We start from the raw sequence: 24,111 nt of genomic DNA, 5'->3' as shown, positions 1-24,111 counted from the left end.
GGGCAAAAAGGCTACCATGGTTACCACTGCCAGCGCGTCAAGGCAGGCGCCTTTTCCGAGTCCAGGGGTCTTCTTGCCATGCTCAAGCGCATCCAAATTCAGCACCTTACCCTGGGCATGTATCTGCACGAGTTCTGCGGCTCGTGGATGGAGCACCCCTTCTGGCGGGCCAAGTTCCTGCTGAGCGACCCCAAGGACCTCGCCCGCATCCAGGCCACCGCGATCCATGAATGCTGGATCGACACCTCCCGGGGCCGGGACGTGGCCCCCGGCACCGCCTCGGTGTCCCGTGAGGAGGTGGACGCCCAGATCGAGACGGACTTCAGCCGGCTGGAGGACCTGCCGCCCATCAAGGTCACGCTGCCCTCCCCACCCCCGCCGCCCAGGCGCGACCGCAAGCCCGCCGACATGAAGAGCGAGCTCAAGGCCGCCGCCGCCCTCTGCGTGAAATCCAGGGAGGCGGTGATTTCGATGTTCAACGAGGCACGCCTGGGGCGCGCGGTGGACTCCGCCAGCGCACAGAGCCTGGTGGAGGAAATCTCGGACTCCGTCACCCGCAACCCGGGCGCGCTCATCAGCCTGGCGCGCCTGAAGACGGCGGACGACTACACCTACATGCATTCGGTGGCCGTGTGCGCGCTCATGGTGGCGCTGGCCAAACAGCTCAGGCTCAAGGACGACCAGCAGCGGCTGGCCGGCATGGCGGGCCTGCTGCACGACCTGGGCAAGGCCGCGGTACCGCTCGCGGTACTCAACAAGCCCGGCAAGCTCACCGACCAGGAGTTCACCGTGGTGCGCAGCCATCCGGTGCAGGGCTTTCACATGCTCAAGGAAGGCGGCAACATGCCCGACGCGGTGCTGGACGCGTGCCTGCACCACCACGAGAAGGTGGACGGCTCCGGCTACCCGGACAAGCTGCAGGGCGACGGCATCAGCGTGATCGCGCGCATGACGGCGATCTGCGACGTGTACGACGCCATCACCTCCGACCGCCCCTACAAGCGCGGCTGGGACCCCGCCGAATCGCTGCGCCGCATGGCCGAATGGACCCAGGACCACTTCGACGCGCGGCTGTTCCAGGCGTTCGTCAAGAGCATCGGCATCTATCCCGTGGGCTCGCTCGTGCGGCTGACCTCGGGGCGCATCGGCGTGGTGACCGAGCAATCGGCCGCGGCGCTCACCACGCCCCACGTCAAGGTGTTCTTCTCCACCAATTCCGGCCTGCGCGTCCCGCCCGAGACGGTGGATCTCTCCGCCCCGGGGTGCCACGAGAAGATCGTCGCCCGCGAAGACCCGGACAAGTGGCGCTTTCCGGACCTGAACGAGCTGTGGTCGGGCTTTCCCGAAAAGACCTGGTAGGCCCGGCCCCCGGCCCCGCCGTGGGAAAATGGCGGCCTCCCCGCTTTTTTCTTGGCACGGGCCTGTCCGGCCCTCAAGCCCCATGACCGCATCCAGCCCGCCTGCCCCGCGCACCTACACGCTCAGCGACTTCGACTTCTCGCTGCCTCCCGAACTCATTGCCCAGCACCCCGCCGCCGAACGCAGCGCCTCGCGCCTGCTGGACGGACGCGCCATCGAGCCCGTGGACCGCATCTTCCGCGAGCTGCCCGGCCTGCTGCGCGAAGGCGACCTGCTGGTGTTCAACGACACCCGGGTGGTCAAGGCGCGCATCTTTGGCGAGAAGGCCAGCGGCGGCAAGCTGGAGCTCTTGATCGAGCGCGTGCTGCCCGCCGAAGCCGGCGGCACGGGCAACGAAGTCGTGGCCCACATGAAGGTCAGCAAGAAGCCGCTGCCCGGCAGCACCGTGCACATGGCGGGCGGCCGCCACGGCGGTGGTTTCGACGCCACGCTGCTGGGCCGCTGGCCCCATGACGACGGCCCGCTGTTCCGCTTTGCGCTGCACGGCCCCGCAGGCGAGTCGCCGTGGGAGCTGATGGACCGCCACGGCCACCTGCCGCTGCCGCCCTACATCGAGCGCCAGCAGAACACCGGCCACGACCCCGACGAAGCCGAGGACAGCCAGCGCTACCAAACGGTGTTTGCGCGCGCCCCCGGCGCCGTGGCCGCGCCCACCGCCGCGCTGCACTTCGACGAGGGCGTGCTGGCCGGCCTGGCCGCGCGCGGCATCGAGCGCGCCAGCGTCACGCTGCACGTGGGCGCGGGCACCTTCCAGCCCTGCAAGACCGAAAACCTGGCCGAGCACCAGATGCACAGCGAGTGGTACGAGGTGCCGCTGGCCACGCTGGCCGCGCTGGAGCGCTGCCGCCAGCGCGGTGGCCGCGTGGTGGCCGTGGGCACGACCACGGTGCGCACGCTCGAATCGTGGGCGAAGACCGGTCTGGCCACGGGCGACACCAGCATCTTCATCACGCCGGGCTTTGCTTTCCAGGTGGTGGATGTGCTGGTCACCAACTTCCACCTGCCCAAGAGCACGCTGATGATGCTGGTGAGCGCGTTCGCGGGCTATGCGCACACCATGGGCCTGTACCGGCACGCCATCGCGCAGGGGTACCGGTTCTTCAGCTACGGGGATGCGATGCTGCTGGAGCGCCCGCGCGGCGCACCGTGACAGTGCCCGCCCGCGTCCCTGGCGCAGGCGCCACGCGGCAGCGCGCGGCGCTGACCGGCATTGTGCTGACGGTGGTGGCCTGCGCCTGCTTCGCGCTGCTGGACACCGCCACCAAGCTCGTGAGCACGGGCGTGCCGCTGGTCATCGCGCTGTGGATGCGCTACCTGTTCCAGTCCGTGCTGACCACGGCCTTCGTGCTGCACCGCGAGGGGCCGCGTGCCCTGCGCACCACGCAGCCGCGCTTTCAGGCCCTGCGCGGCGCCCTGTTCGCGGCCACGAGCCTGTTCGGATTCATCAGCATCATGCACATGCCGCTGGCCGAGTTCACGGCCATCGTGGCAACCACGCCGCTGTGCGTCACCCTGGTGGCCGCGTTGTGGCTGCACCAGCGGGTCAGCCCCTGGCGCTGGCTGCTGGTGGCCCTGGGCCTTGCAGGCACGCTGGCCATCATCCGGCCGGGCGGCGAGTCCTTCACCTGGGCCACGCTGTGGCCGCTGTGCCTGCTGGCCGCCGGCACGGGCTACCAGATCCTCAGCAGCCGCATGGCCGGGCATGAAAGCCCCGCCACCACGCAGCTCTACACCAGCTGGATCGCCACCGGCATCGTGTCGCTGGGCGTGCCGTTCGCATGGCAGTCGGTCAATGACCCGTGGATGTGGCTGGGCATGTTCACCATGGGGCTGTCGAGCGCGGTGGGCCACATGCTGCTGCTCAATGCCTACGCACGCACCACCCCGGTGTCCATCGCGCCGTTCCTGTACTCGCAGATCGGCTTTGCAATGCTCGCGGGGTGGATGGTCTATGGCCATGTGCCCGACGACTGGTCGCTGGCCGGCATTGCCGCCATCGTGCTCAGCGGCGCCATGAGCGCCTGGCTCACGGTGCGCGAAACACGCTGAGCCCGTGGTTCTGGCAGGCCCACACCACACGCCTCAGCGGCAGGTGCGCACCGGCGCGATGCGCGGTGCCGCCCCCATGGCCGCAGGCTGATTGGCCGGCGCAAGCTCCACGCAGTAGCTGCCCCACGGCCCCGCCACCCGGGCCGTGCGGGTGCCGTCCGCGCCCCGCAGGTCGCGCTCGGCGCTTCCCGCGCCCAGGCCCGCCGTCGCCGGGGCCACATCCCAGCGCCGCGGCGGTGGCGGTCCATGCTGGCGTTGCCAGGTCCGCTCGCGCTCCAGCGCGCGCGCCACATCCTCCACGCCGGGCGCAGACGGTGGCGCCAGCACGGGCCCGGACGCTGGCGCACGCGGCGCGGGAGCGGCAACCATGGCGGAGGGCGCCTCCCGGAGGGCGGCCTCGGGCCCCGGGGCCGGGCCAGGCGGCCGCAGGCCAGGGGCGGGGTCGTGCGCCCTGCCCAGCATCCTTGTGGCAGGCGGATGCGCCGAAAGCGCGCCGCTGCCGGCATGGCCCGCGGGCCGAGAGACGGCAACCGCACGCGGCGCATCGGGCAGAGGGGGCGGGGTCGGTGGCGGCGTGACCGCCACCCACACCATGGCGGGCGCGGCCCCGGGAGCGGGCCGCAAGGGCCCGGAGGTTTTCCACAGCACCACCCAGCCCAGCCCGTGCAGCAGCAAGGCACCACCCACCGCCCAGGCCAGGCGCCGGCGCCCATCCCCGGTGCAGGGCCCTGGGCTAATCGTCCTGCGCCAGGCCACCGGCCACACCACCCGAAGGCGCCGCCCCCCCCTCCGCATCCGGGGCCCACGCCAGCAGGTCTCCGGGCTGGCATTGCAGGTACTCGCAGATGGCCGAGAGCGTCTCGAAGCGCACGCCCTTGACCTTGCCGCTCTTGAGCAAGGACAGGTTGGCCTCGGTGATGCCCACATGGGCCGCCAGGTCCCGCGACTTGACCTTGCGGCGCGCGAGCATTTCATCCAGGGTCACAACAATCGCCATGGGGAATACGGTACCTGGGAGTGGCTACACAAACGCATCCGCTTCGGCCTGCAGGCGGCAGCCCTCGGCCAGCACGTGGGCCAGGAGCAGCATCATCAGCCCCACCACCAGCACGCTCATTTCAAACGAGCCCACGCCCAGCGCGATGAGCCCGCCCTGCTGGCCGGAGGCCAGCCACGACAACAGCGCCGTCACGCCCACCTGGTAGACCAGCGAGGTCGCGAACATCGCCAGAAAGCCCCAGCCCACGCCCCGGAACCCGCGCACGACCACCGGCCCGAACACGGCGCCCGCCAGGAAGGCCCGGCAGATGCGATGCACGCACAGCACCGCGTACAGCATGGCCAGGGCCGGAATGCATTCCAGCGCCACGCCCACCCACCGCCATTGCGTCTCCATGGACTGCGGCGGGGTCAGCCCGACCAGCAGGGCCTGCGTCGGCACCACCGTCAGGGGCATCCACCCACCCCAGCCGGTCTCGTGCCCGATCGCCGCCCAGCGCGCCAGCGAAAATACCAGCGACACCAGGGCACACACCCAGCTGGCGGCCAGCAGCCCCCAGGCCAGCCGGCGGAATGAAGGGCTGTGGACGGGGGAGACCGGGGTGGCCAGAGTTCGCGTCATGGTTTGGCAATTTTTTCTGTAAAACAATAATAATATACCGTTAAACAGAAATTTCAACACCGTCCGACCCGCATGACACCCAGCCCGCCCATCCCTTTTCGCAGCGGCACCCGCCTGCTCCGGGGCCCTATTTCACCCGTCCGGCCGCCATGGCGGCGCGGGGCGGGCCTTGGCGTTCTCATCCTGTGCACGGCACTGCTGGCCGCCTGCGGCACCGTGCCGGTGTCGTCCCTGTGGAAGCTGCGCAAGCTCCAGCTGGAGACGCTCGACCCCGCCGCGCTGCGCGCCGCCGTGGTGCACGGCCCCGGCCTGCGGCTCCATGGCCCGGCGCTGGAGCTGACGGTGAGCGTGTCCCGCAAGGTGCGCCAACCCGGCGGCACCACCACCACCGAGCGATGGGAAGAAAAGCTGCCGCTGCAGGAGCTGAGCGGCACCGCAGAGCGCAGCCCGCTGGCACCCTATGACACTGCCCGCACCGCGGTGCAGGTCTGGCGCATCGACCCGGAGGCATTGCCCCGGCTGCAGGCACTGCGCGCCAAGGCCCTGGCCTGGAAAACGGTGGACGACGGCCCGCGCGAGCTGGGCCTGGGGGTGGAACTGGCAGGCTGCCAGAAGGGCAGCGCCGGGAACCGGCTGGTGACCACGCTCATGCGCTTCACGGATCCCGGGGAGTACATCCCCCTCGCGCACAACATGGACCTGGCGGAAACCATGCCGGCAGCGGAGCTGGCACGGCGGTTTCCGGACTGCGCCGCCGGTTGACCAGGGAACCTGGCAGGTTCTCAGAACGCGACCGCGTGCCCGTCCTTGCGTGGGTCCGACCCGGCGATGTAGTGCCCGCCGTCGCGCAGGACCAGCTGGGCCCCGCCAAAGGCGAACACGCCGTTGCCCTCCTCCACCGTGACCTCGTGGCCGCGCGCACGCAGCGCCGCCACCACGGCGGGATCGAACGCGGGCTCCACGGCCACGCCCTTGCCGCCCGTCACGCGCCAGCGGGGCGCGTCGGCGGCGGCCTGCGGGTTCTGGCCGTAGCGCAGCACGCGCAGCGCCATCTGGGTGTGGCCCTGGCTCTGCATGGGGCCGCCCATCACGCCGAAGGCCATCTGCGGCGTGCCGTCCGAGTGCATCGCGAACGCCGGGATGATGGTGTGCGAGGGGCGCTTGCGCGGGCCCACTTCGTTGGCGTGGCCTGGCTTGAGGTTGAAGCCGTGGCCCCGGTTCTGCAGGCTGATGCCCGTGCCAGGCACCACCACGCCCGAGCCGAAGCCCATGTAGTTGGACTGGATGAACGAGACCATCATGCCCTGGCTATCTGCCGCCGCCAGGTACACCGTGCCGCCCGGGCGCGGCGCGCCGTGGCCCGGGTCGCCCGCGCGCTCGGGGTCGATGAGCGCCGCGCGGCCGCGCAGATAGTCCGCCTCCAGCAGCTCCTTCGGCGCGACACGCATCGCACCGATGTCGGCGTTGTACTGGTCCAGGTCGGCCAGCGCGAGCTTCATGGCCTCGATGCTCGCGTGCACCGTCTCCACGCTGTCGAGCGGGTGCGCGCCGATGCCGTGCGCGTCCAGCATGCCCAGCGCCATCAGCGCGGCAATGCCCTGGCCGTTGGGCGGGATCTCGTGGATCACCGAGTCGCCGAAGCGCTGCTCGATGGTGCCCACCCAGTCGGCCTGGTGCGAGGCGAGGTCTTCGAGCGTCATCGCGCCGCCGTGGGCCTGTGCATGGGCCACCATGCGCTCGGCGATCACGCCCCGGTAGAACGCCTCTCCCTGCGTTTCGGCGATCAGTTCCAGCGTGCGCGCATGGGCCTCGCTGCGGAAGATCTCGCCCGCCCGCGGTGCGCGGCCACCGGGCAGGAAGCACTCGGCAAAACCGGGCTGCGCGCCCAGCTTGGCGCCACCCAGCGCCCACAGGCGGGCGATGGTGGGCGACACCGGAAAACCATTGCGCGCGTAGTCGATGGCGGGTTGCGCCAGCTGTGCGAAGGGCAGCTTGCCCAGGCGCCTGGACAGCGCCACCCACGCCGAGACGGCGCCCGGCACGGTCACCGCGTTCCACCCCGTCTCGGGTATGCCGCCCAGCTTCTTGAAATACTCCGGCGACCACGCGGCCGGTGAGCGGCCCGAGGCATTGAGGCCGTGCAGTTCCTTGCCATCCCACACGATGGCAAAGCCGTCGCTGCCGATGCCGCAGCCCGTGGGCTCGACCACCGTGAGCGCCATGGCGGCGGCGATGGCGGCATCCACCGCGTTGCCGCCCGCCAGCAGCATGCGCAGCCCCGCCTGCGCGGCCAGCGGCTGCGAGGTGGAGACCACATTGCGCCCCATGACCGCGCTGCGGTGGGAGGCGTAGGGATGGGACCAGTCGAGGGTTGGGTTATTCATAGCGTTCTGACTCCGTGGCTCGCAAGGGTTGCGGTGCGTGGAAACTGGCGCGGCGCAAAGCGAGAGACGCCAAGGAAGGGCCGCCCCGCACCGAGGGTGTCGTCCCCCTCGGGGGGAAGGCGCCGAAGGCGACTCAGGGGGGCTACTCCACCGCGATTTTGTGCTGCCGGATCACCGTCGCCCAGCGATTGCTGTCCGCCTGCACCATGGCACCAAACTGCGCGGGCGTGCGCGGCGCGGCAGGCTCCACGCCCAGCTTGGCCAGGCTCTCGGCCACTTCGGGCGCCTGCACTGCCTTGGCAAAGGCCTTGTGCACCTTGTCGACCAGCGCGGGCGGTGCGCCCGCGGGCAGGTACACGCCGAACCAGGTCACCGACGAATAACCGGGCAGGCCGGACTCGGCCAGCGTGGGCAGCTCGGGCGCCAGCGTGCTGCGCTTCTCGCTGGTCACGGCCAGGGCCCGCAGGCGGCCGGCCTTGGCGTGCGGCATGCCCGTGGGCAGCGAATCGAACAGCACGTGGGTCTGCCCGGCGATCAGGTCCGGAATGGCCAGCGCCGTGCCCTTGTAGGGGATGTGCGTCATCTCCACGCCGGCCTGCGCGCTGAAGGCTGCCGTGTTCAGGTGCACGATGGTGCCGTTGCCGCTGGTGGCGTAGTTGAGCTTGCCTGGATGGGCCTTGGCGTAGGCGATGAGTTCGCCCACGGTCTTGACCGGCAGCGAGTTGGTGACCAGCAGCACGCTGGGTGCGTCAGCCACGTGGACCACGGGCACAAAGTCCTTGCGCGGGTCGTAGGCCAGCTTGGGCATCAGATGGGGCGAGATGGCATGCGTGCTGCTGGTGGTCAGCAGCAGGGTGTAGCCATCGGGTGCGGCCTTGGCCGCCTCGGCCGTGCCCAGGGTACCGCCGGCGCCGGGCTTGTTGTCCACGACCAGCTGCTGGCCCAGGTCGGCCGCCACGCGCTGGGTGACCACCCGGGCCACCAGGTCGGTGGCGCCGCTGGCCGGAAACGGCACGATGACCCGTACGGGCCGGTCGGGCCACGCGGCCTGCGCCTGTGCGCTGGCGCCCCACACCATCAACCAGGCCAGGCACACGACGCCACGGCCCCAGGGAAAAAGACGCATACAGGTACTCCAGAAGAAGGGGAAACGCGCGATGCCGGACCGCGCACGCAGACAGGGACAGGGGGAGCCGCAGGGCCCCGCCCGGGGGCAACCAGACAGCCATCTTAGGAAGCCAGCCCCCGGAAGACCAACGCCAAATAGGCAAGCAGCTTTGCCGCAGCGGCAAACCACTTCATACTTTGGGCCACCACCCGGCAATACGCCCCACTCCAGCCCCCTGCCCTGCCCATGCGCCCCCAGCTCCTGCAAGACACCGCCCTGCGCTACTTCCTGGAGGTGGCACACAGCGGTTCGCTCACCGAAGCCTCGGCACGGCTGCACGTGGCCGCTTCGGCGCTCAGCCGCCAGATCGCCGGGCTGGAGGCGCAGCTGGGCACGCCGCTGTTCGACCGCCACCCGCGCGGTATGGTGCTCACCGCGGCCGGAGAGATCCTGGCCGTGCACGCCCGGCGCACGGTGCTGGACGCCGAACGCGCGCTGGGCGAGATCGGCGCGCTGCAGGGCCTGCGCGCGGGGCAGGTGCGTCTGGCCACGTCGGACGCATTTGCCAACGAGTTGGTGCCGCGCCTGTGTGTGGAATTCCAGCGCACGCACACGGGCATCCAGTTCAGCGTGATCTCGCTGCCCACCGCCCAGGTGCCCGACGCGGTGCGCAGCGGCGCGGCCGACATCGGCCTGTGCTTCAGCCGTGCGCCGCACAAGGACATCGAGGTCGCCTACCGGCAAGGCGCTCCGGTGCTGGCACTCATCCCGCCCGGCCATGCGCTGGCGGAATCGGCCAGCGTCACGCTCGCGCAGATGGCCGCCTACCCCCTGGCCCTGCCGCCCGCCGAGACCACGGTGCGCCAGATGATTGACATCGTGTGCAGCCGCCAGGGCCTGCAGCTGGAGGCGGTGCTCATCAGCAACCATGCCAAGACGGTGCTCAACTTCGTGGCGCATGGCGGGGGGCTGTCGGTGGCCAGCGAGATCGCGGCACGCCACCTGGTGGCGGCGGGCGCCGTGGTGGCCGTGCCCATCAGCGACCCGGGCATGGACCTGCGCGACCTGGAGGTGCAGACCCTGGCGGGCCGCAGCCTGCCCGTGGCGGCGCAGGCCTTTCTCGACCTGCTCAAGGAGCGGCTGCCGGGGCGCTGGTAGACCGCGGGGGCGCAGCGCCGCCGCGCTGGCGCCTCAATACCCGTGCTGCGCCCGGAACGCGCGCGCCTTGCCGAAATGCCCGTTGCCGATGAATGGCACGGGCGGGCGCAGGGCGGACAGCGGCGAGGGGTGGTTGGACAGGAGCAGCAAGTGGCCTCGGTCCTGGGGGATCAGGGCGCGCTTGGATTGCGCGTGCGAGCCCCAGAGCATGAACACCATGGGCCGCTCGCCCTCGGCCACATGGCGGATGACCGCGTCGGTCAGGGCCTCCCAGCCCTTGCCGGCATGGCTGGCGGGCTGGCCCTCTTCCACCGTGAGGCCGGTGTTGAGCAACAGCACGCCGTTCTTCGCCCACTTGACCAGGCTGCCCCCCGGGTTCGGAAACGGCGGGAAAGCCACGCCCAGGTCGCGCTGCATTTCCTTGAAGATGTTTTGCAGCGAGGGCGGCAGGCGCACGCCCGGCGCCACCGAGAACGCGAGCCCCTCGGCCTGGCCGCGCCCGTGGTAGGGGTCCTGGCCCAGGATGACCACGCGCACCTCGTCCGGCGGCGTGAGTTCCAGCGCCCGCAGCGGGCGGGGCGGGAAGATCACCGCGCCCGCATCGAGCCGCGACTGCAGAAAGGCAAGCAGCGACTGGCCGCGCACACCGGCAAAGAAGTCATCGACCAGCGGCTGCCAGCCGGGGGCTACCGGCCAGTCCGCGGGGTCAGCGCTTTGCAGCTGGGTGGGGTTTGCAGCGGCGTCATTCATGGTCAAAAGGCCTCTACCGCTTGATGGACAAGCGCAGCAAGCTATCAAATAATGAGCAAACGCAGAATCAGGCGAACAGTTTCGCCAGCGCTTCGCCCGGCTCCGGCGCGCGCATGAACGCCTCGCCCACCAAAAACGCGTGCACGCCGGCATCGCGCATGCGCTTCACGTCGTCAGGCTTCAGGATGCCCGACTCGGTGACCAGCAGCCGGTCGGCCGGCACGTCCTTGAGCAGGCCCAGGGTGGTGTCCAGCGTCACCTCGAAGGTGCGCAGGTTGCGGTTGTTGATGCCCACCAGCGGCGTCTTGAGCCTGAGCGCGCGCTGCAGTTCGGCGCCGTCGTGCACCTCCACCAGCACCGCCATGTCCAGGCTGCGCGCGATGGCTTCGAAGTCGGCCATCTGCGAATCATCCAGGCTGGCCGCGATCAGCAAGATGGCATCCGCCCCCATCGCCCGGGACTCGTAGATCTGGTACGCATCGACCATGAAGTCCTTGCGCAGCACCGGCAGCTGGCAGCTGGCACGCGCCTGCTTGAGGTAGTCCACGCTGCCCTGGAAGAACTGCTTGTCCGTCAGCACCGACAGGCAGGCGGCGCTCACCTTGCCGTCGCCATCGGCATAGCTCTGTGCGATGTCGGCGGGGATGAAGTCGGCGCGCAGCACGCCCTTGCTGGGGCTGGCCTTCTTGACCTCGGCGATCACCGCCGCCTGGCCCTTGGCGATCTTGGCGCGCAGCGCGCCTTCGAAGTCGCGCGTGAGCACGCGGCTCTCGGCATCGGCGCGGATGGCGTCGAGGGGCATGCGCTTCTTCGCAGCGGCCACTTCTTCGTGCTTGACGGCCACGATCTTGTTGAGGATGTCGCTCATGGGAAACCTGCCTTTTCAACCCCGGCGGGGTTGCGATTGAACGTTGAAACATGGCGTGAGCGCAACGCCCGCGCGGCCCGAAGCGGAGGACACCGCAGCGCTGGCCTTGTCAGGCTGCGGGTGTCGCCCCCCTTTCCGCAGGAGAAGGGGGAAAGCGGCATTGCCGCTCAGGGGGTTGATCTTCATGCAGCCAGCGCATGCGTGCGCGTGACCATCTGCTCAAGTTTGGCCAGCGCTGCGCCGGAGGCGACCGCAGCCCGCGCTTTGGCCAGACCTGCGGGCACCGAGTCGACCACGTTGGCCGCATACAGCGCCACGCCCGCGTTCAGGCAGACGATGTCCTGCGCGGCGCCGGGCTCGCCCTTGAGCACGCCGATCAGCATCTCGCGCGACTGCTCGGGGGATTCGACCTTCAAAGCGCGGTTGCTGGACATGGACATGCCGAAGTCCTCGGGGTGGATTTCGTACTCGGTGATCTGCCCGTTCTTCAGCTCGCCCACCAGCGTGGCCGCGCCCAGGCTGACCTCGTCCATGCCGTCGCGGCCGTAGACCACCATGGCGTGCTCGGCGCCCAGGCGCTGCAGCGCGCGCACCTGGATGCCCACGAGGTCGGGGTGGAACACGCCCATCAGGATGTTGGGCGCACCGGCCGGGTTGGTCAGCGGGCCCAGGATGTTGAAGATGGTGCGCACGCCCAGCTCCTTGCGCACGGGGGCCACGTTCTTCATGGCCGGATGGTGGTTGGGCGCGAACATGAAGCCGATGCCGACCTCAGCGATGCACTGCGCGATCTGCTCGGGCTTGAGGTTGATGTGGATGCCCAGGGCCTCCATCACATCCGCGCTGCCGCTCTTGCTGGACACGCCGCGCCCGCCGTGCTTGCTGACCTTGGCGCCCGCCGCTGCGGCCACGAACATGGAGCAGGTGGAGATGTTGAAGGTGTTGGCGCCGTCGCCGCCCGTGCCCACGATGTCCACCAGGTGCTTACTGTCGGGCACATGGACCTTGGTGGAAAACTCGCGCATCACCTGCGCGGCGGCCGTGATCTCGCCGATGGTTTCCTTCTTCACGCGCAGGCCGGTGACGATGGCCGCCGTCATGACGGGCGAGAGCTCGCCGCTCATGATCATGCGCATCAGGTGCAGCATCTCGTCATGGAAGATTTCGCGGTGCTCGATGGTGCGCTGCAGCGCTTCCTGGGGGGTGATGGACATGGTGATAAATCCTGTCTGCGTTAATTCTTCAATGGCGCGTGGCAGCTGGCGCATTCCACGATACGGGCGCTGCCAGGGCGAGTGCCCCCGTGGATCCGGGCCACCGGGTGCGTCCCCCTCCCGCAGGCGAGGGGGATGACGCGAGGCGGCTCAGGGGGTGCTTCATTTTGACGGCTGGTCTGTGAAGGCCAGCTTGAGGCCAAAGCCGATGAACATGGCGCCCGCCACGCGGTCCAGCCAGTGCATGCCGCGCTGCACCGCGCCCATGCGGCGCGCCATCCAGCCCGCGGCCAGCGCCCAGCCCGTGTTGACGGGAATCGCGTTCACGTTGAACAGCACGCCCAGCAGCACGAAGGCCAGCGCCTTGTTCTCGGTGCCCGGCGCAATGAACTGCGGCACGAAGGCCAGGAAGAAGATCGCGACCTTGGGGTTGAGCACGTTGGTCCAGAAGCCGCCCATGAAAATCTTGGACAGCGGCGTGGCAGCAGCACCGGACGATGCCCCCGCCTGCGCCGCCGCGATGGCCGCTGCGCTGCCGCCATCGCCCGACGGTTTGGACAGCAGCATGCGCACGCCCATCCACATCAGGTAGGCCGCGCCCACCCACTTGAGCACGGTGAACGCCGTGGCCGAGGTGGCCAGCAGCGCGCCCACGCCCACGGCGGCCGCGAAGATGTGCACGAAGCACCCGGCGGTGATGCCCAGGCCCGCGACGATGCCCGCGCGGGTGCCGGACTTGAGGGCGTTGGAGACGATGTAGAGCACGTCCGGGCCGGGCGTGAGGTTCAGCAGCCAGCCGGCCGCGATGAACATGAGCAGTTGGTGGCTGTCGGGCATGGTGTTACGACCAGCGTCGCTCCGGTTGCAGGCGGTGCAGGAAGGTGGTGAGCGAGTCGCGCGGCAGCGGCACCGCATGCCCCGCCAGGATGCGGCCGGCCGCGCCCCGGTGGTAGGTGCCGTGGACCACCACGTGGTTCAGTATCTCGGCCCGCGTCATGGTGCCGGTGTCGCCGTCGGTGAAGCGGAACTGCACGGGCTCGGCCAGCTGGTCTGCGGTGAGGCCGCCGGCGTACTGCAGGTACCAGTCGTCCGACGCGCGCACGGCCTCGCGCAGGGCTGGCAGTGCGGGCGTCTCTTCGGTGTTGGTGGCCGCGTAGGCGGTCTGCGGCAGGCCCTGCAGGTGGCTCGCGAAGATGCGGTCCACCACGTAGGTGTGGTTCAGGATGCGCACAAAGAGCCGGCGGTCGCCCTCGGGCAGCGTGGCCTGCGAGGCTTCGCCCAGCGCAAGCAGTTCGTCGTTGGCCCAGCGCTTGTACTGGAACAGCTGGGCGAACGAGCCCGAGGAAGCGGCTGCAGCATCGGCCGGCGCCGTCATGCGCGCTGCTCCAGAAAGTTCTTCAGCATCGCGTGGCCGTGTTCGGTGAGGATGCTTTCGGGGTGGAACTGCACGCCCTGGATGGCCAGCTCCTTGTGGCGCACGCCCATGATCTCGCCGTCATCCGTCCAGGCCGTGACCTGCAGCACGTCGGGGCACGCGGCGCGATCGATGGCCAGCGAGTGGTAGCGGTTCACGGTGAATTTTTCGGGCAGGCCCGCGAACACGCCCTGCTGTGTGGTGGTGATGACGCTGGTCTTGCCGTGCATCAGCTCCTGCGCGCGGACGATGGTGCCGCCGAAGGCCGCGCCGATGCTCTGGTGGCCCAGGCACACGCCCAGGATGGGCAGCTTGCCCGCGAAGTGCTGGATCGCCGCCACCGAGATGCCGGCCTCGGCGGGCGAGCACGGGCCGGGCGAGATCACCAGGCGGTCGGGCGCGCGCGCCGCAATGCCTTCAAGCGTGATTTCATCGTTGCGGAACACCTCGACCTCGGCACCCAGCTCGCCGAAGTACTGCACGATGTTGTAGGTGAAGCTGTCGTAGTTGTCGACCATCAAGAGTTTCATGCGGCGCTCCCGGCAGAGGCGGATTCGCGCAGGCGGGCGAACTCGCGGTGTTCATAGGCAATGCAGGCTTCCATGAGGCTGCGGTAGATGGCTTCCATCACGTCGGCATCGCCGCCTTCGGCCAGCGCCTGCTCGCGCACGCGGTCCACGATGGCCTGTATGCGCGCCTCATCGCGCACCTGGGTGGCGTCTTGCTTGATGCGCGCGGCCTGCGTCATGTAGCCCACGCGCTCCACCAGCAGGGGCACCAGCACGTCGTCCAGCCTGTTCACCTCGCGGCGCACGTCCGGCATGGCGGCGCAGGATTTGACTTTGTCGATGGCGCGGGTCATTCGAGGCCCTCCTCGACCAGCTCCGCCGCGCGCAGCAGCGCACGGGCCTTGTGCTCGGTTTCCTTCCATTCCAGCTCGGGCACCGAGTCGGCCACCACGCCGGCGGCCGCCTGCACGTAGAGCGTGCCGTTCTTCACGATGCCGGTGCGGATGGCGATGGCCACGTCCATGTCGCCGGCGTAGCTCAGGTAGCCGCAGGCGCCGCCGTACAGGCCGCGCTTGGTGGGTTCGAGCTGGTCGATGATTTCCATCGCATGCACCTTGGGCGCGCCGGTGAGCGTGCCGGCGGGGAAGGTGGCCTTGAGCACGTCGATGGCCGTCATGCCGTCGTTGAGGATGCCTTCCACGTTGCTCACGATGTGCATCACGTGGCTGTAGCGCTCGATGGCGAAGGCCTCGGTCACCTTCACCGTACCGGTCTTGGCGATGCGGCCGATGTCGTTGCGCGCCAGGTCGATCAGCATCACATGCTCGGCGCGCTCCTTGGGGTCGTTGATGAGCTCGACCTCGGCGGCCTTGTCCTTCTCCAGCGTGGCGCCACGGGGGCGCGTGCCGGCCAGGGGGCGGATGGTGACCTTCTGGCCGTCGGGCGTGTTCTCCTGGCGCACCAGGATCTCGGGGCTCGCACCCACCACGTGGAAGTCGCCGAAGTCGTAGAAGTACATGTACGGCGACGGGTTCAGCGAACGCAGCGCGCGGTACAGCGAGAGCGGGCTTTCGGTGTAGCGCTTGTGGATGCGCTGGCCCACCTGCACCTGCATGAAGTCACCCGCGGCGATCAGTTCCTTGGCGCGGTCCACGGCGGCGAGGTAGTCGGCCTTGGAGAAGTCGCGCTGCGCGGGGTGGCTTTCGGTGGGCTTGACGATGGGCGCGCTCACCGAATACTTGAGCTGGTCCTTCAGGTCGCGCAGGCGCTTCTTGGCCTTGGCGTAGGCCTCGGGCTGGGCCGGATCGGCGTAGACGATGAGGTAGAGCTTGCCCGACAGGTTGTCGATGACGGCCAGCTCCTCGCACTGCAGCAGCAGGATGTCGGGGCAGCCCAGCGTGTCGGGCGGGCAGGTGTCTTCGAGCTTCTTTTCGATGTAGCGCACCGCGTCGTAACCGAAGTAGCCGGCCAGGCCGCCGCAAAAGCGCGGAAGGCCGGGGCGCAGGGCCACCTTGAAGCGCTTCTGGTACGCCTCGATGAAGTCGAGCGGGTTGCCCGCTGCGGACTCCACCACCTCGCCGTTGGTCACCACCTCGGTCTTGGCGCTGGCGCCAAAACCGCTGGCGCGCAGCAGCGTGCGCGCGGGCAGGCCGATGAAGCTGTAGCGCCCGAAGCGCTCGCCGCCCACCACGGATTCGAGCAGGAAGCTGTGCTTGCCGCCGTCCTTGCTATGCGCGAGCTTCAGGTACAGGGAGAGAGGGGTTTCCAGGTCCGCAAAGGCTTCCGCCATGAGCGGAATGCGGTTGTAGCCTTCGCCGGCCAGGCTTTTGAATTCAAGTTCTGTGATCACGGGGAGAGCTCCCAGCTGTGGCAGCGCGTGTCCCCCGGGCAATAAAAGGGGGCGCTGCGGTCCATTCAATCGGCCCCGGTAGGGCCACGGGTGCACGCTGGGGCGATTGCCCAGGTGCCATCAGGCGTTCAAGGAGACAGGCTGACGCCAGGGCCAGGCTCCCCGGTCGCTGCAACCTGTGATGAACACGTGGTGAATGAACATGGCCCAAAGTGTAGCAAAGGTTCCCGGCCGCCCCGCTTTTGACACACCGCAACGCCGCGCCGCGCAACCACTCGAAAACCCTGTTGCGGCAAAAAGCAGGTGCAGCAACAATTTGAAACGAACGACCGTTCTTTTTTAGGAGTTGCGCATGAAGTTCCTCCAGCGATGCGCCGCAGCGGCAGCGTTGTGCCTGCTGACGGCCGGTGCCATTGCCCAGACCATCACCGTGGCCGACGTCAAGTACGAAGAAACCACCAGCCTGAGCGGCAGCAGCCTGCAGCTCAATGGGGCGGGCGTGCGCTACAAGGCGGTCTTCAAGGTCTACACGGCCGGCCTGTATCTCGAAAAGAAAGCCCACACGCCGCAGGACATTGCCGCGCTCAAGGGCCCCAAGCGCATGAGCATCACCATGCTGCGCGAGATCGACTCCACCGAGCTGGGCAAGCTCTTCTCGCGCGGCATGGAGGACAACATGGACCGCGCGGCGTTCTCCAAGCTGATTCCCGGCGTGCTGCGCATGAGCCAGATCTTCTCGGACCACAAGAAGCTGCAGGCAGGCGACCAGTTCATGATCGACTGGATACCCGGCACCGGCACGGTGATCACGGTCAAGGGCAAGCCGCAGGGCGAGCCTTTCAAGGAGCCGGAATTCTTCAACGCGCTGCTGGGCATCTGGCTGGGCAACACACCGGCCGACTGGAAGCTCAAGGATGCCTTGCTCGGCAAGCCCGCATAGCTGCCCGCGCCGGTTGCGCGTCCCGGGACACCACCGCTACGGGCAAACCCCCATGAAACCATGCCTGCGGCTGTCACCCGCCCGACAGCGGCGGGCCACACCGGGGCGTAACCTTTGATCCAGGGAATTCAGGGCCTTCGACGCAACCTGCACCGCATGCCCCTGCGGCGCCACCCGCGCCATGTGATGCCACGCACAGCCCGGCCCGGGCGCCCTGCGCCACCCGCATGCGCCACGGCCCTTGCCACCCCAGAGCCCCAGCCCCGCCCCCAGACACCTTTTTTGCGCCCGCCATCACCATGAAATTCAGCAACCTTTCCGTCGGCCTGCGCCTGGGCGCTTCCTTTGGGGCCATCCTGCTCATCACCGCCCTCATCGCAGCCACCGGCATATGGCGCATCGCCAGCCTGCAGAACGCCAGCGAGCGTGTCGCCACGCAGGAGATCGAGCAACAGATGCTGGTGGAAGACTGGGCCTCCGACATCCGCCTGAACTGGGTCCGCACGGAGGCATTCCTCAAGGCCATCGACCGCGACTACATGGACAAGCTCGCCGCGGACACCCAGGCCACGGCCAAGGGCATGGATGCCAAGGTCCAGCGCATCGAGGCGCTGGTGCAGGGCGAGCCTGGCCGCGCACTGCTGGCCGCCATTGCCACGGCGCGCGCGGCCTACAACGACAAGCAGGCCGAGATCCGCGAACTGCACCGGGGCGGCGAGCCGAACGTGCCCGCCCTCGTGGACAAGGACCTTCGCCCGCTGGCCGACAAATACCTGAAGTCACTGGACGACCTGCGCACGGCCATGGCCACGCAACTGGCTGAAAGCCAGGCCGACACCGGTACCCTTGCCAAGGCCAGCCAGGCACTCCTGGGCGTGGGCACCCTGGTGGCGGTGGCGCTGGGGGCCCTGCTGGCCTGGACGGTCACGCGCTCGATCGTCCGGCCCGTGCAGCGGGGCAAGCAGGCGGCGGAGAGCATTGCCAGCGGCGACCTCACGCACGCCATCGAAGCCCATGGCGGCGACGAGACAGGCCAGCTGCTCCAGGCGCTGTCCACCATGCAATCGCGCCTGGCCACCATCGTGGGCAATGTGCGCCACAGCGCCGAAGGCGTGGCCACCGCCAGTGCCGAAATCGCCTCAGGCAACAACGACCTGTCGGCCCGCACCGAGCAGCAGGCCTCGGCGCTGCAGCAGACGGCCGCCTCGATGGAACAGCTGGGCTCCACGGTGCGCCAGAACGCGGACAACGCGCGCCAGGCCAACCAGCTGGCGATGAGCGCCTCCACCGTCGCCCAGCAGGGCGGCGACGTGGTGGCCGAGGTGGTGGACACCATGAAGGGCATCAACGACAGCAGCCGCAAGATCGCCGACATCATCAGCGTGATCGACGGCATCGCGTTCCAGACCAATATCCTGGCGCTCAACGCGGCGGTGGAGGCGGCACGCGCGGGCGAGCAGGGCCGGGGCTTCGCCGTGGTGGCGGGCGAGGTGCGCAGCCTGGCCGGGCGCTCGGCGCAGGCCGCCAAGGAAATCAAGGCCCTGATCGGCACCAGCGTGGAGCGCGTGGAACAGGGCACCGCGCTGGTGGACAAGGCGGGCGCCACGATGACCGAGGTGGTCGGGGCCATCCGCCGCGTGACGGACATCATGGGCGAGATCAGCGCGGCCAGCAGCGAGCAGAGCCAGGGCGTGTCGCAAGTGGGCGAGGCGATCACGCAGATGGACCAGGCCACGCAGCAGAACGCGGCCCTGGTGGAGCAAAGCGCCGCAGCGGCCGACAGCCTCAAGACCCAGGCAGGCCAGCTGGTCGATGCCGTGGCCGTGTTCCGGCTGGGCAGCGACGCTGGCGCTGGCGCGCCAGCGCATGCGGCACTCGTCACCACGGCACCACCGGCCCGTACAGCCGGCAGCGCACGGGTGCTGTCAACGGCTGCGCAGCGCCGTATCGCGGCCTGATCAGCCCGCGAACGCGCTCAGCGCATCCGCGAAACCATCGGCATCCACCGCCCGCGCGGGCTGGCCGTGGTTGTAGCCGTAGGTCACCAGCACCACGGGGCAGCCGGCGGCGCGCGCGGCCTGCGCATCGTTGCTGGAATCGCCGACCATCAGCGTGCGCGCGGGCGCGGTGCCCAGGGCCTCGCAGGTCTTGACGAGGGGCAGCGGATCGGGCTTCTTGCGCGCGAAGCTGTCGCCACCGAACACCTGCGAAAAGTAGCCGTCGAGCCCCTTGGCCTTCAGCAAGGGCACGGCGAAATCCAGGGGCTTGTTGGTCAGGCATGCCAGGCGCAGGCCCGCGGCCTGCAGCGCCTGCAGGCCGGCCACCACGCCGGGGTACACCTGCGCATACTGGCCGTTGATGGCCAGGTAGTGCTTCTGGTAGCTGGCCCAGGCCGCGGGGTACAGCGATCCGACCTGCGCCGCATCGGCCGGCTGGCCCTCGGATGCCAGCACATGGGCCAGCACCGACCGCAGCAGGTGCTCCGAGCCTTTGCCCACCATGCGCTCGATGGAGGGTGCCTCGATGGGTGGCAGCGCCAGTTCGCGCAGCATGCGGTTGAGCGCCTCGGCAAAGTCCCCGAGCGTGTCCACCATGGTGCCGTCCAGGTCCACGATGGCGGCGTCCACGCGGGACAACAGGGCGGACAGGGGCGAGGATGTGGACATGCGAAAAAAACCTTGCAGTGCAGACGAGGAAAGGCCGGGCATCTTGCCCGGCCTGCCTGGATTTTAAAGGGCCCATCTTCGTCGCACATCGCGACCGCCATGCATGGCCATTGCCCCGTGAAACTGGCGCGCCCAAAACCAGTGCTCCCGCGCAAGGGCCGCCCCGCCGCGCTGGGAGCGTCCCCGCCCAGACTGCGAAGCAATCTGAGAGAGGGGGAAGGCGCGAAGCGACTCAGGGGTGCTCATCTCAAGCTCAGTGTCTGGCGCTTCCAGGCCGGGTCCTGCCAGCGCTGGAACAGGGGCAGCGCGGCCACGTCACCCGTCACGCGCTCGGTGGCCAGGCCTTCCAGGCGCACGATCTCGAAGCTCTTGCGGTAGCGGCCCTGGCCCCGGGCCTCGCGCGCCACCAGCATCTGCTGGCCGCCGGGCACCCAGCCAGCCCACTCGGCCACGCCGGTTTCGGGCGCCGTGGCGGCGGGGGGCAGCACGTCGACCAGCCAGCCCTCGGCGGTCTTGCGCATCACCCACAGCTCGCGCCAGCCTTCCAGCGGCTGCACGGCCAGGGCCACGGCCGTGCCCTCGCGGTTCACGCTGGCCGAGGCAGCCCAGACCACGCCGTAGGTGCAGCGGCGCAGCAACGGGGTCTTCACGCCCCTGTGGGCATCGACCAGCAGCACGCAGGTCTCGCCGGGCGCACCGGGCTCGGTCACGATGCCCGGGCGGCTGCCCTGGGCCACCGGCAGGCTGGCGGGCACCAGGGCCCAGCGCACGGCGCCCACGCGCATGGCGGCGTCGTTGTAAGCCGGCTGGTCCTCGTCGGGCAGGTCGTTCCTGCTCACACCAGAGAACTCGGCCAGGGCGCGGGCCGCAGCAGCGGCCACGGCCGGGCCGACGGCATCCTTGCGCGCCTGCTGGAAGGCCAGGGCACTCCACACACTGGCACGGCGCACCTGGATGCGGTTGCGCACATAGGAGGGCAGGCCGGCCACGTCCACGCGTTCGAGCACATCGGACTGCCATTCCTGCACGCGGGCACGCTCGTGCGGCGGCAGGTCGGGGTTCACGCATTCGGGCCGCGTCAGGGCCAGTGCCGCGCGGGCGCGCTGCTCAGCATCGGCCACGGGCATGGCCAGCACGCGGCGGAAGGCCTCGCCGTCGTAGCAGACCTGCATGCGGCCTTCGACCTCGTAGGTCGAGAAGCGCACGCCGTAGCCGTTGGCCACGTCCAGGTGGGCCGACAGCGCGGCGCCCGAGGCCTTGCCCGGCACTGCGGCCGAGGCGCGGCGCGCCAGCCGGTCGGCCAGCGTGCCCAGCGCGTCGAAGGCCTGGGCACCTTGCTCACCGGCCAGCGCACTGGCGGGCGCGGCCTGCAGGTAGGCGGCCGTGATGCCGATGCCCAGCGCCTCGGCCCCCGGGCTGTCGCGCACGAAGCGCAGCACCGACAGCAGGGCCGGGCCCTCGGCCTCATCGAGCGCCACGCGGCGCACGTCGCTGGCGCGGATGAAGCCGCCGCGTTCGCGCTTGTGGTCCCAGACCTGCAGGTAGTCGAGGCGCTCGCCGCGCACCTCGAGCACCTCGCCCTGCCACAGGGCGGACTGCTGCTGGGCCGAGTCGCGCGGGGCGGCGCGCAGGCTGGCCTGGTCCTGCACGACGATGGCGCTGCCGAATGTGCTGGTGGGCGCGGGGGGCACGGCGGCGGTGGCGACCATGGCGGCGGCAGAGGCGATGGCTGCGACGAGCGTGAGGGTGGTGCGGTCCATGTTCATTGCTCCGTGGCGGGGGTCGTGGCGGTGTCGTCGGCACCGGCGGCAGCCTGCGCGGCCACGGCCTGGGCATTGCGGTTGCCGCCCAGCAGCGCCGCACCGATGAAATCGCCATTGGTCGGCGGGGGCGCGATGATGACCTGGATCTTGTCCGACAGCTTGTCGGCCAGCGTCTTCTGGATCAGCAACGGGTGGCGCGTGACCAGGGCGCCTTCGCGCGCCATCTGCTCGGCGTTGACCTTGCCGATGCGGTCCATGCGATAGGCCTCGGCCTCGGCCAGCTTCTGGCGCGCATCGGCCTCGCCGTTGGCTTCGATGCGGCGCGCCTGGGCGCTGCCCTCCGCGGCCTTGATGCGCGAGACCTTCTCGGCCTCGGCCTCCAGCTGGCGCTGCTCGATCTGGCGCTGCTTGAAGGGCAGCACGTGCTTCATGGCCTCTTCCTGGGCGCGGGCGGCGATCACCTGCTCGCGGGCGGCGGCTTCGGCAGCCACCTCGCGGCGCACCTTGTCGGCGCTGGCGTCGAGCTCGGTCTCCTTCACGCGCTTGTCCTTGAGCTCCAGCGTGTAGCGCATCTTCTCGGACGCCAGCTCCTCGGCCAGCAGGCTGTCCATGCCACGGCGGTATTCGGCGGGCAGGTCCACCTTGCCGATCTGCACATGGCGCAGCAGCACGCCTTCGGCGGCCAGGCGGGTGCGCAGTTCGGCTTCAATGGTCTGCGCGATTTCGGTGCGCTTGGACGAGAAAATCTCGCGCACCGTGTAGCGGGCAAACACCCTGTAGACCAAGCCCTGCACGGCAGGCGCCACGATGTCGGCGTCCACGTCATCGGGCAGGCGGCCGGCCCGGACGGCGTCGGAGGCCGGATCGAGCGCGTAGCGCACGCTCAGGTCGAGCCCGAACGACAGGCCTTCCACCGATTGCAGGGGTGCGCTGCCGTTGGCCTGGCGCATCGCTTCAGGGCGATAGCTCTGGTCCCGCAAGGAGAAGATGCGCACACTGTGCAGGCCCGGCACCACCCACATGCTGCCATCGCGCCACTGACTCACCGAACCGGTGAACTGGTTCATGCGGACCGCCAGCTCGCCCTGGCCCAGTTGCTGCACCGGTGGGTGGCGCACCACCAGGGCACCGGCGGCCACCATCACGGCTGCGGCCGCCATCCAGCGCGCCGTGCTGGCCGTGGGCAGCAGGTAGGCCCAGTGGATGCGCCCTTCGGCCGCGGATGCTGGCGTGGGGGCGTCGGCTTCCACAGGTGCCGCAGCTTGCGGCCCTTCGGCACGGGCGTCCAGCGGGTGGGCGGCGGCGTTGCGGCCACGCAGGGCTTGCACGATGCGGTTCCAGGCGGTTCTCATGGTGTTTCTCTCTCTTGGGTGGTGAATTTGTTGTCTGCCTCTGAGTGGCCCAAGCGGGCTGCTCATTGGGGACTGATTCTTCGGATTCACCCCGGAAGCAACAATGCAGCGCAGCCCCCAAAGCCCTCACGCCCGCCGCGCAAACCCTCCGGGCCCGGAAGAAACCTTCACACCGGGCAAGCCAGGCGCCCCGGATAATCCACGCACACCCACCCACTCCGCGCCCCACCATGACCCGCATCGCCGTGATCGAAGACGACCTGCCCACCAGCAACCAGCTGGCGGGCTGGATTGCGAGCGCGAAAAACGGCATCGTGATCGACCAGTGGTTCACGCGCGACGACGCCGAAGCCGCCCTGGCGCGCGAGCACTACGACGCCGTGGTGCTCGACATCGAACTGGGCCGCGAGCGCCATGCGGGCGTGGCGCTCATCAACGCCATCAACAAGCGCCGCCAGGGCACGCCGGTACTGGTGGTGTCGGCCATGCCCGCCGCCATCTACCGCAGCATCATGAAGGCGCTGGACGCGTGGGACTACCTGCAGAAGACCACGTTCGAGGAGGCCGACTTCATCGAGACCTTCCTCGACATCCTGCGCACCACGCAGGCCCCGGCGAACGCCGCCACGTCCTTGTCCGCGCCGGCGCCGGATGCGCTGGTACTGGACCCGCTGTGGCAGCGCACCCCCACCTGGCGCGGCGAGCGCATCAACCTGCCGCTGACGGCCCAGCGCATCCTGGCCACGCTGCACCAGCGCAGCGGCGAGGTCGTGTCGTACGACGAGCTGTTCGAGGTGGTCAAGAGCGGGCGCAACCGGGACAACGTGCGCAAGCATGTGAGCACCATCCGCGAAGCCCTGCGCGAGGTGGACCCCGCCTTCGAAGGCATTGAAAACGTGCCCATGCGGGGCTTTCGCTGGGTAGGCAAGTGAGGCATCCCCCTGAGCGGCTTCGCCGCTTCCCCCTTCTCTCGAACGGCTGCGCCATTCGGGAAGGGGGACGCCGCCAGTGCGGCGGGGCGGCCCTTGCACGGCGGCCCTGGCCTGG

General features: G+C 69.5%; 24 protein-coding genes. 8 read left to right on the top strand and 16 right to left on the bottom strand.

What is annotated here, in order from left to right; translation table 11 throughout:
- Positions 1–78 precede the first annotated feature (78 nt).
- The 3 genes from AC1RVY_RS20180 (at position 79) to AC1RVY_RS20170 (ending at position 3,468) form a co-directional block, all read left to right on the top strand.
- Positions 79–1,359, top strand: coding sequence for a cyclic di-GMP phosphodiesterase (locus AC1RVY_RS20180; protein ID WP_218296806.1), 1,281 nt, complete (start codon positions 79–81; stop codon positions 1,357–1,359).
- Positions 1,360–1,441: 82 nt separating this feature from the next.
- A complete protein-coding gene (gene queA / locus AC1RVY_RS20175) occupies positions 1,442–2,569 on the top strand; it encodes a tRNA preQ1(34) S-adenosylmethionine ribosyltransferase-isomerase QueA (protein WP_492807909.1) in 1,128 nt (375 codons plus the stop codon).
- A complete protein-coding gene (locus tag AC1RVY_RS20170; RefSeq protein WP_492807907.1) occupies positions 2,566–3,468 on the top strand; it encodes a DMT family transporter in 903 nt (300 codons plus the stop codon). The genes queA and AC1RVY_RS20170 overlap by 4 nt, the downstream gene beginning before the upstream one ends.
- Positions 3,469–3,501: 33 nt before the next feature.
- Here the strand turns inward: AC1RVY_RS20170 and AC1RVY_RS20165 are convergent, their stop codons facing one another.
- From AC1RVY_RS20165 to AC1RVY_RS20155, 3 genes are all read right to left on the bottom strand, one after another.
- Complete coding sequence (locus tag AC1RVY_RS20165; protein WP_492807905.1) at positions 3,502–3,837, bottom strand: hypothetical protein; 336 nt, start codon at positions 3,835–3,837, stop codon at positions 3,502–3,504.
- 364 nt (positions 3,838–4,201) lie between these two features.
- Entirely contained in the window at positions 4,202–4,465 is a 264-nt protein-coding gene (locus tag AC1RVY_RS20160; RefSeq protein ID WP_492807903.1) for a helix-turn-helix domain-containing protein, read from the bottom strand.
- Between the two features lie 24 nt (positions 4,466–4,489).
- On the bottom strand, positions 4,490–5,089 hold the full coding sequence (locus tag AC1RVY_RS20155) for a DUF2975 domain-containing protein (RefSeq protein WP_492245046.1): 600 nt from the start codon (positions 5,087–5,089) through the stop codon (positions 4,490–4,492).
- A 72-nt stretch (positions 5,090–5,161) separates the two neighbouring features.
- On the opposite strand from AC1RVY_RS20155, the gene AC1RVY_RS20150 reads away from it, so the two are divergent.
- Positions 5,162–5,851 carry a hypothetical protein gene (locus AC1RVY_RS20150; protein WP_492807901.1) on the top strand — a complete coding sequence of 230 codons (690 nt, stop codon included), beginning with the start codon at positions 5,162–5,164 and terminating at the stop codon, positions 5,849–5,851.
- Between the two features lie 20 nt (positions 5,852–5,871).
- Here AC1RVY_RS20150 and AC1RVY_RS20145 read toward each other — a convergent pair whose 3' ends face one another.
- Both AC1RVY_RS20145 and AC1RVY_RS20140 read right to left on the bottom strand, forming a co-directional pair.
- Positions 5,872–7,473, bottom strand: coding sequence for a gamma-glutamyltransferase family protein (locus AC1RVY_RS20145; protein ID WP_492807899.1), 1,602 nt, complete (start codon positions 7,471–7,473; stop codon positions 5,872–5,874).
- Between the two features lie 142 nt (positions 7,474–7,615).
- On the bottom strand, positions 7,616–8,599 hold the full coding sequence (locus AC1RVY_RS20140) for a Bug family tripartite tricarboxylate transporter substrate binding protein (protein WP_218296800.1): 984 nt from the start codon (positions 8,597–8,599) through the stop codon (positions 7,616–7,618).
- Positions 8,600–8,827: 228 nt separating this feature from the next.
- Here AC1RVY_RS20140 and AC1RVY_RS20135 point away from each other — a divergent pair, with 228 nt between their 5' ends.
- The gene (locus AC1RVY_RS20135) at positions 8,828–9,739 is read left to right on the top strand and encodes a LysR family transcriptional regulator (RefSeq protein WP_218341229.1); all 912 of its coding nucleotides are present in this window, start codon (positions 8,828–8,830) and stop codon (positions 9,737–9,739) included.
- A 33-nt stretch (positions 9,740–9,772) separates the two neighbouring features.
- On the opposite strand, the gene AC1RVY_RS20130 is transcribed toward AC1RVY_RS20135, so the two are convergent.
- The 8 genes from AC1RVY_RS20130 to trpE all read right to left on the bottom strand — a co-directional run bounded on the left by AC1RVY_RS20130 (position 9,773) and on the right by trpE (position 16,343).
- Positions 9,773–10,489 (bottom strand): uracil-DNA glycosylase, encoded by a 717-nt coding sequence (locus AC1RVY_RS20130; RefSeq protein WP_492807896.1) that lies wholly within the window; start codon positions 10,487–10,489, stop codon positions 9,773–9,775.
- Between the two features lie 67 nt (positions 10,490–10,556).
- Positions 10,557–11,357, bottom strand: coding sequence for an indole-3-glycerol phosphate synthase TrpC (gene trpC / locus AC1RVY_RS20125; RefSeq protein WP_492245041.1), 801 nt, complete (start codon positions 11,355–11,357; stop codon positions 10,557–10,559).
- Positions 11,358–11,539: 182 nt separating this feature from the next.
- Positions 11,540–12,571: an anthranilate phosphoribosyltransferase gene (gene trpD / locus AC1RVY_RS20120; RefSeq protein WP_396504892.1), complete on the bottom strand. Its 1,032-nt coding sequence runs from the start codon at positions 12,569–12,571 to the stop codon at positions 11,540–11,542.
- Positions 12,572–12,733: 162 nt separating this feature from the next.
- Positions 12,734–13,408 (bottom strand): LysE family translocator, encoded by a 675-nt coding sequence (locus AC1RVY_RS20115; protein WP_492807894.1) that lies wholly within the window; start codon positions 13,406–13,408, stop codon positions 12,734–12,736.
- Between the two features lie 4 nt (positions 13,409–13,412).
- Positions 13,413–13,946, bottom strand: a complete 534-nt coding sequence (locus tag AC1RVY_RS20110; protein WP_492807892.1) for a DinB family protein — start codon at positions 13,944–13,946, stop codon at positions 13,413–13,415.
- Positions 13,943–14,515, bottom strand: a complete 573-nt coding sequence (locus AC1RVY_RS20105; protein WP_218296793.1) for an aminodeoxychorismate/anthranilate synthase component II — start codon at positions 14,513–14,515, stop codon at positions 13,943–13,945. Before AC1RVY_RS20105 ends, AC1RVY_RS20110 begins: the two co-directional genes overlap by 4 nt.
- A complete protein-coding gene (locus AC1RVY_RS20100; RefSeq protein WP_218296792.1) occupies positions 14,512–14,847 on the bottom strand; it encodes a chorismate mutase in 336 nt (111 codons plus the stop codon). The genes AC1RVY_RS20105 and AC1RVY_RS20100 overlap by 4 nt, the downstream gene beginning before the upstream one ends.
- The gene (trpE, locus tag AC1RVY_RS20095) at positions 14,844–16,343 is read right to left on the bottom strand and encodes an anthranilate synthase component I (RefSeq protein WP_218296791.1); all 1,500 of its coding nucleotides are present in this window, start codon (positions 16,341–16,343) and stop codon (positions 14,844–14,846) included. Before trpE ends, AC1RVY_RS20100 begins: the two co-directional genes overlap by 4 nt.
- A gap of 352 nt (positions 16,344–16,695) precedes the next feature.
- Between trpE and AC1RVY_RS20090 the strand changes: the two genes are divergently transcribed.
- Both AC1RVY_RS20090 and AC1RVY_RS20085 read left to right on the top strand, forming a co-directional pair.
- Positions 16,696–17,283, top strand: coding sequence for a chalcone isomerase family protein (locus tag AC1RVY_RS20090; RefSeq protein ID WP_218341223.1), 588 nt, complete (start codon positions 16,696–16,698; stop codon positions 17,281–17,283).
- Positions 17,284–17,582: 299 nt separating this feature from the next.
- Complete coding sequence (locus tag AC1RVY_RS20085; RefSeq protein WP_492807889.1) at positions 17,583–19,241, top strand: methyl-accepting chemotaxis protein; 1,659 nt, start codon at positions 17,583–17,585, stop codon at positions 19,239–19,241.
- Here the strand turns inward: AC1RVY_RS20085 and gph are convergent, their stop codons facing one another.
- The 3 genes from gph to AC1RVY_RS20070 all read right to left on the bottom strand — a co-directional run bounded on the left by gph (position 19,242) and on the right by AC1RVY_RS20070 (position 23,064).
- A complete protein-coding gene (gph, locus tag AC1RVY_RS20080; protein ID WP_492807887.1) occupies positions 19,242–19,949 on the bottom strand; it encodes a phosphoglycolate phosphatase in 708 nt (235 codons plus the stop codon).
- Positions 19,950–20,191: 242 nt separating this feature from the next.
- Positions 20,192–21,658 carry a hypothetical protein gene (locus tag AC1RVY_RS20075; RefSeq protein ID WP_492808053.1) on the bottom strand — a complete coding sequence of 489 codons (1,467 nt, stop codon included), beginning with the start codon at positions 21,656–21,658 and terminating at the stop codon, positions 20,192–20,194.
- 53 nt (positions 21,659–21,711) lie between these two features.
- Positions 21,712–23,064: an SPFH domain-containing protein gene (locus AC1RVY_RS20070; protein WP_492807885.1), complete on the bottom strand. Its 1,353-nt coding sequence runs from the start codon at positions 23,062–23,064 to the stop codon at positions 21,712–21,714.
- A 230-nt stretch (positions 23,065–23,294) separates the two neighbouring features.
- On the opposite strand from AC1RVY_RS20070, the gene AC1RVY_RS20065 reads away from it, so the two are divergent.
- Positions 23,295–23,996, top strand: coding sequence for a response regulator transcription factor (locus AC1RVY_RS20065; protein ID WP_218296786.1), 702 nt, complete (start codon positions 23,295–23,297; stop codon positions 23,994–23,996).
- Positions 23,997–24,111 lie beyond the last annotated feature (115 nt).

The organism is Acidovorax sp. GW821-FHT11A03 (assembly GCF_058809075.1).
The sequence above is the reverse complement of the archived record's forward strand: the minus strand, read 5'-3'. Positions and strand labels throughout refer to the sequence as shown.

What these genes read in the sequence shown, in the direction of transcription:
- AC1RVY_RS20085 (WP_492807889.1), top strand. Translation starts at nt 17,583, where the DNA reads ATGAAATTCAGCAACCTTTCCGTCGGCCTGCGCCTGGGCGCTTCCTTT.
- AC1RVY_RS20105 (WP_218296793.1), bottom strand. Translation starts at nt 14,515, where the DNA reads ATGAAACTCTTGATGGTCGACAACTACGACAGCTTCACCTACAACATC.
- AC1RVY_RS20065 (WP_218296786.1), top strand. Translation starts at nt 23,295, where the DNA reads ATGACCCGCATCGCCGTGATCGAAGACGACCTGCCCACCAGCAACCAG.
- trpC (WP_492245041.1), bottom strand. Translation starts at nt 11,357, where the DNA reads ATGAGCGACATCCTCAACAAGATCGTGGCCGTCAAGCACGAAGAAGTG.
- gph (WP_492807887.1), bottom strand. Translation starts at nt 19,949, where the DNA reads ATGTCCACATCCTCGCCCCTGTCCGCCCTGTTGTCCCGCGTGGACGCC.
- trpD (WP_396504892.1), bottom strand. Translation starts at nt 12,571, where the DNA reads ATGTCCATCACCCCCCAGGAAGCGCTGCAGCGCACCATCGAGCACCGC.
- AC1RVY_RS20180 (WP_218296806.1), top strand. Translation starts at nt 79, where the DNA reads ATGCTCAAGCGCATCCAAATTCAGCACCTTACCCTGGGCATGTATCTG.
- AC1RVY_RS20150 (WP_492807901.1), top strand. Translation starts at nt 5,162, where the DNA reads ATGACACCCAGCCCGCCCATCCCTTTTCGCAGCGGCACCCGCCTGCTC.
- AC1RVY_RS20155 (WP_492245046.1), bottom strand. Translation starts at nt 5,089, where the DNA reads ATGACGCGAACTCTGGCCACCCCGGTCTCCCCCGTCCACAGCCCTTCA.
- AC1RVY_RS20070 (WP_492807885.1), bottom strand. Translation starts at nt 23,064, where the DNA reads ATGAGAACCGCCTGGAACCGCATCGTGCAAGCCCTGCGTGGCCGCAAC.
- AC1RVY_RS20110 (WP_492807892.1), bottom strand. Translation starts at nt 13,946, where the DNA reads ATGACGGCGCCGGCCGATGCTGCAGCCGCTTCCTCGGGCTCGTTCGCC.
- AC1RVY_RS20145 (WP_492807899.1), bottom strand. Translation starts at nt 7,473, where the DNA reads ATGAATAACCCAACCCTCGACTGGTCCCATCCCTACGCCTCCCACCGC.
- AC1RVY_RS20140 (WP_218296800.1), bottom strand. Translation starts at nt 8,599, where the DNA reads ATGCGTCTTTTTCCCTGGGGCCGTGGCGTCGTGTGCCTGGCCTGGTTG.
- AC1RVY_RS20090 (WP_218341223.1), top strand. Translation starts at nt 16,696, where the DNA reads ATGAAGTTCCTCCAGCGATGCGCCGCAGCGGCAGCGTTGTGCCTGCTG.
- AC1RVY_RS20130 (WP_492807896.1), bottom strand. Translation starts at nt 10,489, where the DNA reads ATGAATGACGCCGCTGCAAACCCCACCCAGCTGCAAAGCGCTGACCCC.
- AC1RVY_RS20160 (WP_492807903.1), bottom strand. Translation starts at nt 4,465, where the DNA reads ATGGCGATTGTTGTGACCCTGGATGAAATGCTCGCGCGCCGCAAGGTC.
- AC1RVY_RS20100 (WP_218296792.1), bottom strand. Translation starts at nt 14,847, where the DNA reads ATGACCCGCGCCATCGACAAAGTCAAATCCTGCGCCGCCATGCCGGAC.
- queA (WP_492807909.1), top strand. Translation starts at nt 1,442, where the DNA reads ATGACCGCATCCAGCCCGCCTGCCCCGCGCACCTACACGCTCAGCGAC.
- AC1RVY_RS20165 (WP_492807905.1), bottom strand. Translation starts at nt 3,837, where the DNA reads ATGGTTGCCGCTCCCGCGCCGCGTGCGCCAGCGTCCGGGCCCGTGCTG.
- AC1RVY_RS20075 (WP_492808053.1), bottom strand. Translation starts at nt 21,658, where the DNA reads ATGGTCGCCACCGCCGCCGTGCCCCCCGCGCCCACCAGCACATTCGGC.
- AC1RVY_RS20135 (WP_218341229.1), top strand. Translation starts at nt 8,828, where the DNA reads ATGCGCCCCCAGCTCCTGCAAGACACCGCCCTGCGCTACTTCCTGGAG.
- AC1RVY_RS20115 (WP_492807894.1), bottom strand. Translation starts at nt 13,408, where the DNA reads ATGCCCGACAGCCACCAACTGCTCATGTTCATCGCGGCCGGCTGGCTG.